Origin of the sequence: Nostoc sp., assembly GCF_036917135.1 — a bacterium.
In the GTDB taxonomy this organism is placed as follows: Bacteria; Cyanobacteriota; Cyanobacteriia; order Cyanobacteriales; family Nostocaceae; genus Nostoc.
The window spans coordinates 89992-107515 of record NZ_JBALEA010000043.1 but is presented as its reverse complement, the minus strand read 5'-3'; the positions used below and the strand labels follow the sequence as shown (position 1 = coordinate 107515).

At 42.3% G+C, this 17524-nt stretch carries 13 protein-coding genes; 8 read left to right on the top strand and 5 right to left on the bottom strand.

Going from position 1 to position 17524, the window contains the following annotated elements:
* Positions 1–700: 700 nt before the first annotated feature.
* The 7 genes from V7K50_RS13560 (at position 701) to V7K50_RS13530 (ending at position 9049) form a co-directional block, all read left to right on the top strand.
* Entirely contained in the window at positions 701–2137 is a 1437-nt protein-coding gene (locus tag V7K50_RS13560) for a hypothetical protein (RefSeq protein ID WP_334960731.1), read from the top strand.
* Positions 2138–2426: 289 nt separating this feature from the next.
* Positions 2427–4166 (top strand): RluA family pseudouridine synthase, encoded by a 1740-nt coding sequence (locus tag V7K50_RS13555; RefSeq protein ID WP_334960729.1) that lies wholly within the window; start codon positions 2427–2429, stop codon positions 4164–4166.
* A gap of 1013 nt (positions 4167–5179) precedes the next feature.
* Positions 5180–5389 (top strand): RRXRR domain-containing protein, encoded by a 210-nt coding sequence (locus tag V7K50_RS13550; RefSeq protein WP_334960727.1) that lies wholly within the window; start codon positions 5180–5182, stop codon positions 5387–5389.
* Between the two features lie 39 nt (positions 5390–5428).
* Positions 5429–6091, top strand: coding sequence for a hypothetical protein (locus V7K50_RS13545; RefSeq protein ID WP_334960725.1), 663 nt, complete (start codon positions 5429–5431; stop codon positions 6089–6091).
* Entirely contained in the window at positions 6084–6845 is a 762-nt protein-coding gene (locus V7K50_RS13540) for a class II aldolase/adducin family protein (RefSeq protein ID WP_334960723.1), read from the top strand. Before V7K50_RS13545 ends, V7K50_RS13540 begins: the two co-directional genes overlap by 8 nt.
* A 150-nt stretch (positions 6846–6995) precedes the next feature.
* Positions 6996–8114 (top strand): sulfonate ABC transporter substrate-binding protein, encoded by a 1119-nt coding sequence (locus tag V7K50_RS13535; RefSeq protein ID WP_334960721.1) that lies wholly within the window; start codon positions 6996–6998, stop codon positions 8112–8114.
* A 113-nt stretch (positions 8115–8227) separates the two neighbouring features.
* Complete coding sequence (locus tag V7K50_RS13530) at positions 8228–9049, top strand: NADPH-dependent oxidoreductase (RefSeq protein ID WP_334960719.1); 822 nt, start codon at positions 8228–8230, stop codon at positions 9047–9049.
* Positions 9050–9275: 226 nt separating this feature from the next.
* On the opposite strand, the gene V7K50_RS13525 is transcribed toward V7K50_RS13530, so the two are convergent.
* From V7K50_RS13525 to V7K50_RS13505, 5 genes are all read right to left on the bottom strand, one after another.
* On the bottom strand, positions 9276–10115 hold the full coding sequence (locus tag V7K50_RS13525; RefSeq protein ID WP_334960717.1) for a GH25 family lysozyme: 840 nt from the start codon (positions 10113–10115) through the stop codon (positions 9276–9278).
* A 129-nt stretch (positions 10116–10244) separates the two neighbouring features.
* Entirely contained in the window at positions 10245–10805 is a 561-nt protein-coding gene (locus tag V7K50_RS13520; RefSeq protein WP_334960715.1) for a retropepsin-like aspartic protease family protein, read from the bottom strand.
* A gap of 515 nt (positions 10806–11320) precedes the next feature.
* Positions 11321–12094 (bottom strand): nucleoside phosphorylase, encoded by a 774-nt coding sequence (locus V7K50_RS13515; protein ID WP_334960713.1) that lies wholly within the window; start codon positions 12092–12094, stop codon positions 11321–11323.
* A gap of 267 nt (positions 12095–12361) precedes the next feature.
* Positions 12362–14152 carry an ABC transporter ATP-binding protein gene (locus tag V7K50_RS13510; protein ID WP_334960711.1) on the bottom strand — a complete coding sequence of 597 codons (1791 nt, stop codon included), beginning with the start codon at positions 14150–14152 and terminating at the stop codon, positions 12362–12364.
* A gap of 67 nt (positions 14153–14219) precedes the next feature.
* Positions 14220–16019, bottom strand: a complete 1800-nt coding sequence (locus tag V7K50_RS13505) for an ABC transporter ATP-binding protein (protein ID WP_334960709.1) — start codon at positions 16017–16019, stop codon at positions 14220–14222.
* A gap of 150 nt (positions 16020–16169) precedes the next feature.
* Here V7K50_RS13505 and V7K50_RS13500 point away from each other — a divergent pair, with 150 nt between their 5' ends.
* Positions 16170–17450 carry an RNA-guided endonuclease InsQ/TnpB family protein gene (locus tag V7K50_RS13500; RefSeq protein ID WP_334960707.1) on the top strand — a complete coding sequence of 427 codons (1281 nt, stop codon included), beginning with the start codon at positions 16170–16172 and terminating at the stop codon, positions 17448–17450.
* Positions 17451–17524: the final 74 nt, after the last annotated feature.

Here is a 17524-nt window from a genome sequence, read left to right as displayed (position 1 = left end):
TATTTGGGAACCCATTTATCGTATTTGGGAACCCATTTATCGTATTTGGGAACCCATTTATCGTATTTGGGAACCCATTTATCGTATTTGGGAACCCATTTATCGTATTTGGGAACTCATTTATCGTATTTGGGAACCCATTTATCGTATTTGGGAACCCATTTATCGTATTTGGGAACCCATTTATCGTATTTGGGAACCCATTTGTTATTTCGGCGTGTCCATAACGCACCATACTGGGGTATCTAGACTAATATGTAGCAAAAAAAGTGTAGGTTGGGTTGACCTAACGAAACCCAATTGACACCAAATGCAGGATATCTCGCCAAAACGCGCTACTACGAAACTACTAGAAGAGTTGAAACCTATGCTGGTCATACTTGTGTGTACACTGTAGCCCACGGGGGGAGAGGCTTTAAAAACCAGTTTTAGTTTTAGTTTTTCTCTAGTTGTATGAAACCAGCCTGGTGTCGGGAAGGGGGTTAGGGGGTTTAGGTCAATCGTTAGCTTTTCCACATAACGTGAAAAGTCAGAGCAATAATCCCATCTCATCCATGAATATCAAGTCATCTTGAGCAACCCCTCGAATCGTTGTTCAGTAATCTAAGCGTTTTTGTTGTCTTTCCTCTGTGATGGCTTGTGTACTCCGAAACGTCTTACACTACCGACATAGTTATCACTGGTGGTGGAATACCGAGCGATGTATAGAAATGTTAAAAGATTTACTGCTATTTTTCTGTTGGTTTTTCTGTTGATTGTTTCTATCAACTTTGCAGTAATTGCTCAAGATAGTTCAGATGTCCCTTCTGTGAATTTTGCATCGCCTCAGGTGTGTTCAGTACCTCCTGGTCTCAAAACTCAACAAGTTATTGCTGACAATGATCATAACCAAGTTACAATGGGCGATCGCATCAGGATAAGAGTTGAAGGATTAGCAGCAGCGACTAGAAATGTAACCCCTAAAGGCAATTCATTTGATCCTCGCCAATTAGTATTGTACCTGGATGGCTATGAACTAGAGGATGTCCACGGAGAACCAGTCATCGTCACGGTTCCAGATAAAGATCAAAGCAAAATTGTTGATGATAATTGGTTAGCCTTTCGACTTGAACGTACCGACTCGTCTCAATCTGCATGGAATACGCTTCTTGGTCAAGGAAATAGATACAGTATTAACGTGATTGCAGGAGTAGGCTGTCCCAAGAAACTGGCGATTCCGGTGAGCAATCCTCTTTCACCGCCTAAATTAAAAATAGTTCTGTTCTCGTGGCGATTTTGGTTGTCTCTGATTCTACTTTTGTCTATTGCATTAATATTCACTAGGTATTGCCGAAACAGCCTTCGTAGCCCAGGAATAGAAGGGGTTTATTACTCTAAAAAAACACAAGAGGTTGAAACTGTTGGGATTCAAATAGAATATCGGAAAAACCCAATTAGTAAATTTTTTCTGGGGAGGAAAAAAAATAACAAAAACCCTTTCAGCCTATCGATATCTCAACTTGCTTTTTGGACATTTCTCATTTTTGGTTCTTACCTGATTATCTACGGCATAACAGGAGATTATGCCCATATTTTGAATCGACAAGCACTAATTTTATTAGGAGTTAACTCTGTAACTGCATTTGGTACTTCGTTAATTGATGGACAGGGTAATGAGGAAGATAGAAAAGGTAGTCAAGACGTTTCTGAAGGTTTTTTCACCGATATATTATCGGACATTAATGGAGTTAACTTTCATCGGTTCCAAACATTTATTTGGACAGTTGCGCTCGGACTATTCTTTATTGTGCAGGTGATTAAAAATCTGGCAATGCCAGAATTTGATGATACACTTCTCACACTACAAGGAATCAGTGCGGCAACATATCTTGGACTGAGAGGGCAAGAGCAGCATGGCATAAAAAAAGTTCCCGAATCTATAGCTAAAGAAGATAACTCACTCGAACAGCCGCTTCCACCAAAACAAGACAATCCACTAGAGAGCGATTCATCAGATGTTGGACTGAGAGGGCAAGAACAGCATGATAGGATAAAAGATCCAGAATCTACAGCTAAAGAAGAAAATTCACCCGAACAGCCGCTTCCACCAAAACAAGACAATCCACCAGAGAGCGATTTATCGATTCCTGCTAACTAACGCTCTTCTATGAGTAATAAGTAATGAGTAATGAGTAATGAGTAATGAGTAAATGCCATTACTTATTACTTAATATAGACTCATATCACGGGGATTAAAATCCCTCGTGTCGCTTCCCTCTCAGTACTGAAGTGACTGAGTTTCCCACTTTCCGCGTATCTCGGATGAATAGTTTGTAGTAAGCACTTTAGTGCTTAGAAAACAAAGACTAAAGTCCTTACTACGAACTTCTTAGTATGGGCAATAATTTCAGAGATTAGGATCAGCTAAATTTGTAATCATACTTTGTATGGTATTTCTCCACGCACTTTCAGATTTCATCGAATGCGATTTTGCAATCAGCGACTCATCTTGTAGTTATTGGTACGAAGGGCGTTGTCTCCAAAGTGGCGCTCGCTTAAAATTACCCCGCACCCCAATATCCGAAGCGATCGCTCACGGACTAATGCAACAACTTGCCAACAATGACTGTTATTCTCGTGAAGGCAAGATGTATGGAATACTATTGGTTGAACTGCCCAATGGCGAACAACGGGTACTCAAAGCCTTTTCCGGTCTTTTGAATGGTTGCAGTGTTGTTGAGGGCTGGGTGCCGCCAATTCCCGGAAGAGACGAAGTTGCTTTGGAGGAAGCCCGCACTTTGGCTGAGTTGGACACGATTAAACAAGAAATTATTACTTTAAAGCAACTGACTGAACGCCAGCATTACCAAACCCTGTTTGATGAATTTGAGCGTCAGTTACAAGTAATGAGCGATCGCCATCGCCATTGCAAACATCAACGACAGGAGAAACGTCAGCAAGTCTGCAATACACTCACTCCAGAAGCCCTAACTATTGCCCTGGAACAACTAGACGAAGAGAGTCGTCAGCAGGGAATTGAGCGACGACAACTTAAACGCCAGCAAAATGAAGTATTACAGCCTCTGCAACAGTTAATTGCCGCAACGGATGCGCGAATTAGCGAATTGAAACAACGGCGTAAAGCATTGTCTCGTCAATTACAAGCTCAGATGCAGGCTAGCTACAGCCTGACTAATTTTTCGGGGCGATCGCAATCATTACAGCAATTGATGCCAGGAGGTTCACCCACTGGCACAGGAGACTGTTGTGCCCCAAAGCTGCTCCATTATGCGGCAACCCATCATCTCAAACCACTGGCAATGGCGGAATTTTGGTGGGGTGCATCTTCAGGAAATCAGGATAAAATTTCGGGAGAATTTTATGGAGCCTGTGCGGAGCGATGTCAGCCATTAATGGGGTTTTTGCTCTCAGGGTTAAGACCTATTTCAATCCCTAATAGGGATTTTTACATAACTAACCCACTCTCGCTAAATACATTAACACATTTGCGTAGCTCCAATGAAAGTAATTTCCCAGCGTTCCCCTCTATTAAGGGAGAGATCCCCATTATTTATGAGGATGAATGGCTGATTGCTGTAAATAAACCTGCTGGACTACTTTCGGTGCCTGGTCGTTATGGCGATCGCCAAGATAGTGTTTTGAGTCGCTTACGTCATCTGTTACCGGATGGTATGGCACTTGTATCTGTGCATCGCCTAGATCAGGAAACATCTGGTATTTTGTTATTGGCACGCGATCGCCAAACCCATCGCCAACTCAGCCAGCAGTTTCAGCAACGCCAGATTCACAAGGTTTATGAAGCCATACTTGCCGGTGCTGTAAAAGTTGAGCAAGGTGTGATTGACTTGCCACTGTGGGGAGATCCTAAAAATCGCCCTGAGCAAAAAGTTGATTGGCAACACGGTAAACCCAGCTTGACACAGTTCCAGGTAATGGTGAGAGAACAAGACTACACCCGCGTAGAATTTACGCCACTCACAGGACGCACTCATCAGTTGAGGGTTCATGCGGCTGATGTGCAAGGACTTGGGGTAACTATTTTAGGCGATCGCCTTTATGGATGCTGTGCAGTTACCAGTCGCTTACATCTGCACGCTAGGGAACTTCGTTTCAAGCATCCACAGTTAGAAAAAACCCTGCATTTACAAGCAATTACGCCCTTTTGAAAAAGGGACTAGTGGTCTGTCAGAACCAAATTTGTGCATGAGCACCGTGTTTCGACTTCGCTCAACACTCGTTCATCTGTGGGTTGAGCGAAGTCGAAACCCACAACCTTAGACTTGACAGACCACTAGTACAACACGGCGTAAATAAACCACCTATTCAAAATCAATGAAACGCTTACGCTATATTCATTTTTAATTTTTAATTCCGCCTTGCGGTACTAGCCTATTGCTTTTTAAATTTGTATGTGATAGTTTCTGTTTGTAGTTAATCAACGGTTATCCGACCAACTTACCGGGTTTAAGGTAATTAATAATATCATAGCTAAGAGACTTCACAATAAAAAATATCCAACTAATTATTGTGAGACACCCCACAAAATTGGATGATTTATTCCTTGGAAATCCCTATAGCGGTTCCCATTCAGATGCAGTACAACGTTACATCACGAGGTGTAGGGGCACGGCATTGCCGTGCCCCTACGGGTGTACCTCACGTAAACGATAACTGCTATAAATGAGCGGTAAAGATCAAGAATGCTGGAGTTGACATCTAGACTCTCATTCTTACCTTTTCTTGAATAAAAGGAGTAATAAAAAAGTTGTTGAATCAGTCCAAAAAGTTATTATTTTTATTATCAGAACGCTCAGGTAAGTCCTTTAGTGGATTATTGGTTGCTAGTTCCTGGCTAGGTTTGGCGATTTTTGGCTGCGCTCCAATAATGCTGATGATGTTGCCAAAATTCAGAAGACTGCCGAGTGGATGCTCGATCAAAAGATTCTACCGAAAAGGGTAGATGTTGCTGCGACTATTTGCCCCACACCTAAGTAGGAGCAGGGGAAGCAGAGGGAAATGCCCAATGCCCCATTCCCAAATAAGATTTGTAATTTTTGAGGTGATGCACTATGCCAATTGCTTCTTTACTAGATGCTTTGCGAAGCTTCCACTTGCAATGAGGCACTTATAAATTTTACCACCCACTTACTTAATAATTCATTCATAAGGAATATAATTCATGACCAAAGTATTCATTCTCGATGCCAACCAACAACCCTTGTATCCAGTACGCATCAGCCATGCTAGGCTGCTATTGTCACAAGGTAAAGCTACCGTATTTCAGCGATATCCCTTTACTATCATTTTGAAGGAGTCCCTTTCTCATCTAAAGCTTGAGCAACTTGGCTTCAAGATTCATCCTGGCACTAAAATAATTCGTAATTCGTAATTAGTTAATCGGAGTCGCCTCCTAAACCGAGAAATATAGATGACGAACCACACTATCTTAGAACCATTAGCAGAAGACCAATGGTTTATTGAGAGTCAAGAACTACGATCCTTTGTAGCAACAGTGCGGGAAATTAGCGCCAGTACTGTTGACGATCACACACAAACTCTTGCCAGACTAGAACCATATTTTCAAGAACTGCTCGCCCAAGAGGAATGGCTACCCCAAAAGTTTGCCCAAGTCAATCCCGAAAGCCGCATGGGTGGAGGTATTGGTCAATGGTTGCTTTATCGCGCCAAAGACCGTTCCCTGTCGGTATTCAGTTTGGTGATTCCCCCAGGCTCAACGACTCCCGTCCACGATCATTTAGCTTGGGGATTGATTGGTTTATACAAAGGCAATCAAGAAGAAACAGTCTATCGCCGTGTAGATAGCGGTAATGCCCAAGGACACGCACAATTACAAATAACTGAAGTGCGTAGGCTTCAATCAGGCGATATCTACCGCCTCTTACCCCCAGATGGTGATATCCACGCCGTCAAAACCACATCCCAGAGTGCATCTGTATCCATTCATATCCTGGGTAATGATACTGGTTGCGTATTGCGTCACCAGTTCATCCCAGAATCTCAGAGCGTCAAATCCTTTCGCTCTGGATATTCCAACGCTCCCTGTAAAGAAGAAGAAAAAGAATATGCCTAGGTACGATAGACCAAAACCCCCAGTATTCCAGGGAGTTGAAGAAGAACGCCTGCACCGTAAGCAACGCCTCGCTGCTGCCTTTCGCCTGTTTGGTAAGTTTGGGTTCAGCGAGGGAATCGCCGGCCATATTACCGCTCGCGATCCTGAGTTTACAGACCATTTTTGGGTAAATCCATTAGGCACATACTTCGGTCATATCCGAGTTTCTGACCTGCTGTTGGTTAACAGAGAAGGTGAGGTGGTTAAAGGCGATGCTCAGGTAAATCAAGCTGCTTTCGCCATCCATTCTCAGATTCACGAAGCTCGACCTGATGTAATCGCTGCGGCTCACGCCCATTCGCTTTATGGTAAAGCCTGGTCTAGTTTAGGGCGTCTTCTTGACCCTTTGACTCAAGATTCTTGTGCTTTTTACGAAGATCATGCCCTGTTTGACGATTTCACAGGTGTTGTTTTAGAAACTTCTGAAGGTCAGCGACTAGCGCAAGCCTTGGGGCTAAAGAAAGCCATAATCCTGCGTAACCATAGCATTTTAACTGTGGGACATACAGTAGATGAAGCTGCCTTTTGGTATATTAGCTTAGAGCGATCGTGCCAAGCCCAACTGCTGGCAGAAGCTGCGGGTAGACCCACTACTATCAAACACGAAACTGCCCGTTTAACCCAAACTCAAGTGGGATCACATACAAGTGGGTGGTTCAGTTTCCAGCCACTTTACGACCGGATTGTGCGCGAAGAACCTGATTTGCTGAATTAGTGTTGTGTTTTTTGGCACTATGACAAGAGGCGGGTAAGTATTAATTTACCCCACTTACCGCTATTCTTATGTCAAATTTCCCTGAATTTTTATATACTCCGGTAAACCTATAAGTTTATAGTATTAATATAGTTCAGAGTAATCATTTTGATGATTAACGTAATCTTTCGCCGTTTCATTGCCAAGTGGATATCGCCCGTCAAGTTCAGGAATATCCTCTTTAACAACCAATATAAATTCTTCTTTTCTTCTTTTTTGCGAATAGTCGGGGCTTTTATTACAGGTCTTTCTCTGAGCTTGCTATTTGCTGCCTGTTCATCAACATCGACTGTTAATTCTTCTAATCCCAGTGCCACATCTGTTGGCAATTCTACTTCTAATAAAGCAAAAGTAGTCAGATTTGGCTATCAAAAATCAACCATTTTGCTGAGAGCTAAGGGTGTTTTAGAAAAGCGTTTAACACCAGAAGGTATAACTGTACAGTGGACTGAATTTCAGGCTGGACCTCAACTATTAGAAGCCATGAATGTGGGTAGTATTGACATTGGCCCTGTAGGAGAATCACCGCCAATATTTGCCCAAGCTGCGGGAGCATCACTAACTTATGTTGTTGGGACTGCGGCTACTCCGGCTAGTTCAGCAATTCTTGTTCCTCAAAATTCCTCAATTCAAAAAGTTACTGACCTGAAAGGCAGCAAAGTTGCCTTTCAAAAAGGGTCTAGTGCCCACTTATTGTTAGTCCAAGCTTTAGAAAAAGCTGGGTTGAAATATACTGACATTGAACCTAAATATTTGGCTCCGGCTGATGCCCGTGCTGCATTTGTCAAGGGTAGTGTAGATGCGTGGGTAATTTGGGACCCATTCTATGCAGCAGCTCAACAGGCAACTAAAGCCAGAGTCCTGATTGATGGCACTGGAATTAATAAACAGGGAGGATATTATTTGATGACCCGCAAATTTGTCACTGAAAATCCCCAAACTGTCAAGACAATATTGGAGGAGATTGAAAATCTAGAAGAATGGTCTAAACAGCATCGAGAAGAAGTAGCAAAAACTCTAGCACCTGTGTTAGGAATTGATTTAGAAACGATGATAAAAGCAACTAATAGGCGGACTTTTGGGCTTGTGCCAGTTGACGACAATCTGATAAATCTACAACAAGGTGTTGCAGATACATATTATAAATTGAAGTTAATTCCCAAAGAGATAAATGTGAAGGATGCAGTGTTGACAAAAGAAGAATATGCGGCATTTTCACCAAAAACTTAAACTAGTAGAATGAATCGGCTGTCAGGGCATATATCTCTATGCCACGACAGATGGAATTAGTGTTAGGAATAAACTAGCTGACAATTTTTGAAATGTGAATCTGGAAATTGATTATGACTAATCCTACAGAACTACTGCGATCGCGCTACGGTGAAATTCCCTTCAATCCCGAAATTGAATGGAATGATTCGCTGACAGCATTACTATCTCACCGTTCAATCCGGTCTTATGTATCTGATCCTTTACCACCGGGAACTCTGGAGTTGCTAATTGCAGCCGCCCAATCTGCATCTACTTCCTCGAATTTGCAAACCTGGAGTGTGGTAGCAGTCGAAGATCAACAGCGCAAAGAGGAGTTATCTAAGCTAGCGGGAAACCAAGCACATATTAAGCAGGTGCCTTTATTCTTGGTTTGGTTAGCAGATTTGGCACGTCTAAGTTACGTTGCTGAGAGTCGCGGCATATCTCATGATGCTTTAGAATACTTGGAAATGTTTGTGACAGCAACAGTCGATGCCGCACTAGCGGCGCAAAATGCAACTGTAGCTGCTGAGTCCCTTGGTTTGGGAACAGTATATATCGGCGCACTACGGAACCGTCCCCAAGAGGTGGCAGCACTACTGAATTTACCGCCTTCTGTGTTCCCTGTATTTGGTCTATGTGTCGGCTATCCGAATCCTGAAGTTCAAGCGGCGATTAAGCCAAGGTTGCCCCAGTCAGCGATACTCCATCGTGAAACCTATAAATTGGCAGAACAAGAAGAAGCGATCGCTCACTACAACGACATCATCAAAGACTTTTATACTGAACAAAAGATGAATGTTCCTGGCGATTGGTCAGAACACTCAGCCCAGCGAATTGCAACTGTTGAGGCTTTAAAGGGACGCGATCGCTTGCGTGAAGTTCTCAATAATCTTGGCTTCAAATTGCTGTAAACAAGAAGAATCAAGATTAGGGATTTACAACTTGGAATCTGTCAAGATTGATTTGGGAGAAGGGTTTGTAGAAATGCGACTACAAACCCTCTCACAGGTGAATTTAGGGTTACTTAATAGTAATATTTAGTTGTTAAAAATGCTTTTTTTGGGTTCGTATAACTTAGATAGATGATTAATCGCCTTTGTGCAAGCCATCAAGATTTTTTTGAAAATCAAGCTTAACTTAAGCGATCGCTAATTTGTCTTCAGGGGCAACAATGCCATTAGCTGTAAGACTGTTGGCTTCCTGATAAGCTATAACAGCCTTTTTAGTACCTGGGCCAAAAATCCCATCTGGCGATCCTGGATCGAATTCTGGGTGACTTGAGTCTTGGGCAACTTTTTTTAAAGTCTCCTGCAACTTTTTTACCTTTGGGCCGATGCGACCTTCCTGAAGTGAAACAGTAGGAACGGTTAAAGCTTGGAGACGATCCAAAGCACCGTTGAATCTATTCCGATCTACATCACCCTCTATCCCAGGAAAACCAGTCTGGTTTTCTCTGTATTGGTGGAAGGTGTGAAGTTCCCACCCACCTGGAATAGTAGGAGTGTCTGTATTAAAATTTGCAATCCATAGATCATAGTCAGCAAAGCGCTTGGTATTTCCCAACGTTACTTGCCAAAAGTTAGGTGCTGTGTAGATGATCGGTTTGTAACCTGTAGCATTTTCCACTGCATTTAAGGAGTTTGTAACATGGTCAAGCCTCTGTGTCATACTCAAGTCATCCCAACTGGAAGCTGGCTCAATATCTACAACTGGAGGGAGATCGCCTGGTTCTATTTCCAAGTTTTGGGCAAAAAATCTAACCTGTTGATCAATGTCTTGGGTGGGACGAAAGAAGAAATATGCACCCCGTATAATCCCAGCTTTCTTAATACTAGGCCAGTAAGTAGTAAATAGTTCGTCTGGATGGGTGATACCATCATTGACTCTAGCAAAAGCAAAGTGAATACCTTGACTTTTCACTTTTTCCCAATCAATCTTCCCACTAAATTGAGCAACGTCAATACCTTCAACTGACATAGCTTGTCTGTCCTTGTATGTAAAAGTACTTAGCTAGCTACAATGTCATATAGGCTGTTTTCGGAAATCTTTTATGCCGCAAGTAAAATCTTTACAAATCGTAAGCATCTGTCTAAGTGGTATTACAACTTAGCGGTGATGAAATTCGATCTCTTTCTCCAGAATCTTGATGTCATAGTTACCAAAGAAATCGTGGCCTAGTAAGCCGATGCTTGCTTTTGGTGCGATCGCTACCTGAAGATTATTGGCTGTAACTCCACCGACTGCAATAGATTTTACCTTACTGGTTGGGAATTTTACTTCGCTACCATCGGCAATTTGAGCTTGCATCGTACCTGTAGCCTGTAGTTGAAGTATATTCGCCATATTTAGAGTGATAATGGTTCCAGTGGCACCTGTATCTACAATCATTTCAAAGGTTTTTTTGTCATTGAAGGTGACATCAATTATAGGAGTTCCACCAAAGCGGCGTTTGATGGGGACTCGAAAAACTCTGTTGTCGAAAGGTGCGACTATATTGCCACAAAGCCTTCCCAATTCAATGGTTTTACCAGAGGAAGTTACCATATAACATATTCCTGGATCGTCAGCTGTTGCCCAATGAGAGAATGCTAAAAATATCAGCGTCGGCATTAGTGCGATTGCAGCTAAGTTAACGGTCGCAATCCAACGCATCCAAGCATTCTTCATATTATATTTCTCTCCAATTTTTCTGATATAGGTTAATAATTAAACTCCTTATAATGAATACAAAGTTTTGTGGTAAAAATCAGGTTTATTAATACAATATTTATGAACATATATCTCTTGCAACAAAGTTTTAAACACCTCGTACTCTTCTAAATATAATTTTTGTCTATATATAGCAGATTTCAGGTAAATGAAGTACATATATAAAATCCAAAACCTTGTAGAGACGTAGCACTGCTACGTCTCTACATTCATTTTCGGAGATGTATAAGGGAATCTTACTCCCCTTTGTAGAAGGGAAGGGTTGGGGGGTTCGGTCTATATTGAACTCAACCAAAAAGCACCATAATAATTTTCTTTATTTATATTTATTTATCAGATAAATTGCATCTTGCTCAATACATCTTACCTAGAATTACTGATTGATAATTAAAGATTAGGTAAAGACATGATAAAATTACTTAGAGCAGATTAAATCTGGGATGCTAAGAAGTTATATAAGAAAATTTGTTAGCTTATTCAAGGGTTGCTGCTGCATTTACAGCAGTTGCGATCGCATTTTTAACAGCAATATCTCTTTGTTCTAAGATGATATTTTCACCAATAGTACGCCCAGCAACTACACCGCAAATAGCAGCAGCAGCAAAATTATACACTCCTGCCATTTTGAATAGTGTGCCGCATTCCATCTCGTAATTCAAGATATTCAAGCGCCGATATTCTTCTGTAATGCCATGCAGCGATCGCATTAAATATGGATTTGCTGAATTAGTGCGTTCTTGTCCTTCATAAAAAGTATCAACTGATGCTGTGATTCCTATGTAATGTTCAATTTTTAATTCTCGTGCGGCTTTAACTAAAGCGACTGTCAGAAACGGATCGGCTGCGGCTGGATACTCCACAGGTGCAATGTCATTTGCTGCACCTTGGCGACACAATGCGGCACTGCTAATGACAACGCTACCGACTGGTATATAAGGTTGAATTGATCCACAAGTTCCAATGCGAATAATTTGCCGGATTCCTACTTGTACCAACTCATTCACCACAATACTTAATGAAGGCGCACCCATACCACTAGTAGCTGATAAGATGGGGCGACCATTAGGTAGGTATCCTACATAGCTATTGAGTCCGCGATTTTCTGACAACAAGCGTATATCTTGTAAATAAGTTTGGGCAATTAGGTGCGATCGCTCTGGATCGCCAGATAATAGGGCAATGCTAGGAGGCGATGAGCCTAAATCATCTTGCCCAAAGCCAATGTGATGAAAGCGTTTATTTGGCATTCAATTTTGGATTTTAAATTTTAGCTGTTGTGAAAATCCGCGATGTCCAGATCCCCGACTTCTCGAAGAAGTCGGGATCTAATTTTTCACGAGTGTAAGGCTTTGAGGCTGTCCCAAGGTAACTAGTGTCCCCACCTTGGGACACTAGTTACCTTGGTTGTTCATTGGTTATGTCGTTTTACTCAGGTGAACTTGTTCTGTGTTACTATCATCGACTAACGCTGTTGGCTACCGTCTGGCTAATCACACCAGCTAACTTAACCCCAGTTATCTTACTTCCATTGTCTCTGCTGCACCCAGTTGGAGGGCATAGAGGTTGGCATAGACACCCTGCTGATTGATCAGTTCAGCGTGAGTACCCCGCTCGACAATTTCTCCCTGCTGAATTACTAATACCTGATCTGCCTGGGTAACTGTACTGAGGCGGTGGGCAATTACGAAACTAGTACGACCTTGCAGCAAACGGGCGATCGCAGTTTGTACGAGCGCTTCTGTACGGGTATCAATGCTGCTGGTGGCTTCATCAAGAATCAGGATTCGGGGGTTGATCAACACCGCACGGGCAATACTAATTAGTTGTCGCTGTCCTTGGCTCAGGGGAGCGCCCCGTTCGCCTAATTGAGTTGTATAACCCTGTGGTAGTGAGGTAACGAACTCATGTACATTTGCTAGTTGTGCAGCCGCTTCGATCTCAGCTTGAGTGGCGTAAGGAGCGCCAAAAGCTATATTTTCGGCAACGGTGCCAGTGAACAGAATATTGTCTTGTAAAACGATGCCTATTTGCCGCCGCAGACTTGCTTGAGTAACGCTACGCACATCAATATCATCAATTTTCACTGCACCGCCAGATACATCATAGAAGCGCAAAATCAAGTTAATAATTGTACTTTTTCCCGAACCGGTCGCCCCGACTAAGGCAACCATCTGCCCTGGATAGGCGTGCAAATTCACTCCTTTGAGAACCAGTTGATCTGGGTTGTAGCCAAACTTGACATTGGAGAATGTCACTTCACCTTGAATGAGCGGCATTTCTGTTGCATCAGGTGCGTCTTTGAGTTCTGACGGTTCATCTAGTAATAGAAAGATTCGCTCTAATCCGGCGAAAGCAGATTGAGCTTGGGTGTAAAACTGGCTGAGAATTTGGATAGGGCGGAAGAACTGCTGGACGTATAGTAAAAAGGATGTCACCACACCCACTGTTGCAGCTCCCGTTACCGCCAGATAGCCACCATAAGCCAGTACACCTGCGGTTGCTAGTGTGTTGAGAAAATCGATGGAGGGCAAAAAGGCTGAAGTAATGGCCACAGCCTCTACGTTGGCATCTCTATTGGCGGCGTTAAGAATGTCGAATTCTTCGATATTCATCTGTACACGATTAAATGCCTGTGCTTCTCGGACGCTGCCAATATCTTCTTCTAACTTGGCGGAAAGCTCCCCAATGGTTTGTCGGGTGACGCGAAATCTGGCTCTTGCCCAACGTGCAAATAAGCCTGTAGTAAAAATCATCAGTGGCACAACTAGATTGCTCAACAAACCGAGTTTTAGGTTGATTGAGAGCATAGCAATAACAATGCCAACCAAACTGAAAGTGTTGCCCAGCATTTGGGCGATAGTCAATCCAAATGCCTGATTCACGGTATTGACATCATTTAGCAAGCGGCTCATTAAATCGCCTGCTTCGCTGCGATCGAAAAAGCTGAGTGGCAGACTTTGGATTTTAATAAAAATGTCTTGCCTCAGTTGAGCCAGCAATCGCTGCATAATCCAGCCGACTCGAACAATTTGACCCCGGATTGCCAAGATACCAAGCCCATAGTTCAGTCCAAGTAGAGCTAATAACTGTAGTAGTCCCTGTAAATTCCCTTGTTTAATCAGGTGATCAATTGACCAGCCGAGAAAGAATGGCCCAATTGCCTGGGTTATAGCACCAATGAATACTAATGTCAGGGCGATGGGAATTTCTTTGCGATAGAGTAGCACGTATTGCAAAAAGCGCCGCAGGGTGGAAAGTTGCTGACTCGTCTGCTCAGATGCAACAACGGGAATAGTGCCTCTCATAAAAATTTTGGATTTTAGATTTGGGATTTGAGATTAAAAGTCTTTATTACAAGGCTGCGATCAAAAATTATGCTAATTGTCGATCATTTTTCTCCTTCAGCTTTACCTGAGATTCCAAAATCGCACCGTAGAGCGGACTGTTTTGCATCAATTCCTCGTGAGTGCCTTGTGCCACCAATCGTCCTTTATCCATGAGAAAAATCCGATCGGCATTCTTGACGGTGCTAATGCGTTGAGCCACTACAAAAGTTGTACAAGCTCTTTGATGCATTAAGTCATCGAGTTCGGCCTGAATCTGGGCAGCAGTTTTGGCATCCACAGCTGAGGTACTATCGTCTAAAATCAGAATACTGTAATCGGTTAGTAAGGTACGAGCGATCGCAATTCGTTGTTTTTGTCCACCAGACAAGCCCACGCCCCGTTCACCCACAATCGTCTCGTAGCCATCGGGTAGACCGATAATAAAATCGTGCATTTGTGCAGTTTTTGCCACCTCAATCACCTGCTCTAAGCTTGCATCGGGTTTGGCGTAAGCAATATTTTCGCGGATTGTACCAGAGAAGAGAGTGGTTTCCTGAAATACAATCCCAATACGCGATCTGAGGCTTTTGAGTGTGAAACTTTTTACATCTCGTCCGTCAATGCGAACTGCTCCCTTTGTGGCATCGTAAAAGCGGGGAATCAGGTTCATAATTGTGCTTTTTCCCGAACCAGTCATCCCTAAAACGGCAATTAGCTCGTTGGGCTTGGTTTCAAAGGAAACTTCTTTGAGAGTTTCATCTGTGGCTCCTGGATAGCGAAAGGAAACATTTTCAAAGGTGATTCTACCACCGCAGGTTTCAAATGGGACAGCACCGGGGCGATCGCGAATTTCAACCTCTGCATCGACAACTTCATAGACTCGTTCGGCAGAAGCTGCTGCTTGAGCGATCGCGGGTGCTGCAAATCCAATTAACAAAATCGGTTGGAGAATCAACGCTAGGTAAGAGTTAAACGCCACTAGTTCGCCAATGGAGAACCGATTTCCAATCACCTGCGCTCCCCCGTAGCCGAAGACTGCCAGTGTGACAAAATTACTCAGCAAAAATATCACCGGGAAGGTATCACGGATGGCGCTAATGGTCTTCATGTTTGCCTTGACTAAGGCATCATTCATGGTCGTGTAACGCGACCTTTCGGTTGATTCCCGCACAAAGGCTTTCACTACCCGGATTCCTAGCAAGTTCTCTTGCAATACAGCATTGAGGTTGCTCAGTTGCTCTTGTACTTGTCGGAAAAGTTTGTTATTTCGGCCAATGAATCGTGCCATCAACCATCCAGATAGCGGCACTACTGTCAGGGTAATCAGTGCTAATTGCCAGTTCATCACCAGTAAAAGCACCGAAATACTTACCAATGTCACAACTCCACCAATGACCTGAATTAAGCTGGTGCCGACAAAGGTACGGATTTGCTCAATATCGCTGGTGACACGGGTTAGAAGTTGGGAAGTCTGCGCCTGATCGTGATAGCTGAAACTGAGATTTTGAATCTTGCTAAAAATTTTGTTTCGCAGATCATAAGCTACACCCTGAGATACGGCTTCTGCTAGATAGCTTTGTCCAAAGTTAAATACACCACGAGCGATCGCCGCGAGTACCATCCAGGCGGCGCTGTATAGCACAACTTGGAGGTTTTTTTGGCTGATGCCCTGATCAATTCCCCACCGAAATAGTTGTGGGGTAACTGCGTTTGCGATCGTCAACAACAACAGGCTGACCAATGCTCCAAGCGAAGTCCATCGGTAAGTGCTTAAACTTCTAAGCACGCGCTGGGTTGACCGTATCGACGAAGTTTCCTGGAGTTCTGGTAGCTGAACCAATGTCATTCACCCCTGTATCTTTGAAAAATTATAGAAACACTCGGTAAGCGTAAAACTCAGTCCCTTTAGGGACTGAGACATAAGCGACTCGAGTGACTTAAGTCACTCGAGTTTTTTTAATTTTGTGCGATAATAATATCACAAACAGGTGAAAAGATGGGTAAAGAAAAATATTTAATGGGTGTACAACAATTATTATTGCACCTAGATAAAGATACTAAAGCTATATTGCAATATCTCTGTGAGCAATCAGGAAAATTATATAACTCAGGAGTCTATTTTGCTAGACAAATACTCTTTAAGACAGGTAAGTTCCTGACAGGTAAATTTGATTTAATTTATGAGGCATCTATCTCTAAAACTACTTTAAGTAGTTCTTTACCATCTATCACTGCACAACAAACTTTAATTTCTGTTACCGAAGCTTTTAAATCTTTCAAAGAATTGAAAGCTAAATTTCACAAAGGTAATCTACATTTTCAACCTAGACCTCCTCAATATCTCAAAGGTTCTAAACTTTTCAAGGTTGCTTATCCCAACACTGGACTAGGTAGACCTATTCTAGAGGGAGACAGAATTAAATTTCCTTTAGGTAACACGGTAAATAGATGGTTTAATCTCAAGTGTTTTTCTTTACCATTGCCATCTAATATTGATTACTCAAGGGTTAAAGAGTTTACTATTCTCCCTAAAAATGGAGCTTTCTATCTAGAGATTTCTTATCTAGTTGACAAGCCAAAACACCAATTAGATATTAATCAGGCTTTGAGTATTGATCTGGGAACTTCTCAAAACTTAGCAGCTGGTGTTGATACGTTAGGTAATTCATTTTTGATAGATGCTAAATTTTTGAAATCAGCTAATCAACTTTGGAATAAGAAAGTAGCAACTAGGCAAGAGAATAAACCTCAAGGTTACTGGGATGAATGGTTAGATAGGGTAACTAGAAAACGTCATCATCAGATGAAAGATGGGATTAACAAAACAGCTAAGTTAATTATTGATCACTGTATTAAACATGGAATTGGTACTCTAGTTATCGGTTGGAATGAGGGATTTAAAAGTAACTCTAATCTGGGCAAGTTGAACAACCAAAAATTTGTTCAAATGCCTTTAGGTAAATTAAGAGATAGGTTATGTCAACTATGTGAGTTACATGGAATTAGGTTTGAGATAACAGAAGAAGCTTATACTAGTCAAGCTAGTTTTCTTGATGGAGACTCCCTACCTAAATATGGTGAAAAACCATATTGGTGGAAAGCATCTGGAAAACGAGTTAAACGTGGTTTGTATCAGTCTGCTGATGGATTGGTTGTTAATGCTGACCTGAATGGTGCAGCTAATATTTTAAGAAAAGTAGCGGGAAGATTAGGTATTTTACTTGATCAACTCAGTAGGCGATCTTTGACAGTCGTAGCGAGAGTTAGACTAAATTAGTCTAACTCTGTCTGTAGAATCTCAGTGTCTTTAGACCTGAGAGTGTCAACTCGTACTTTGATTGTAAAAAAACA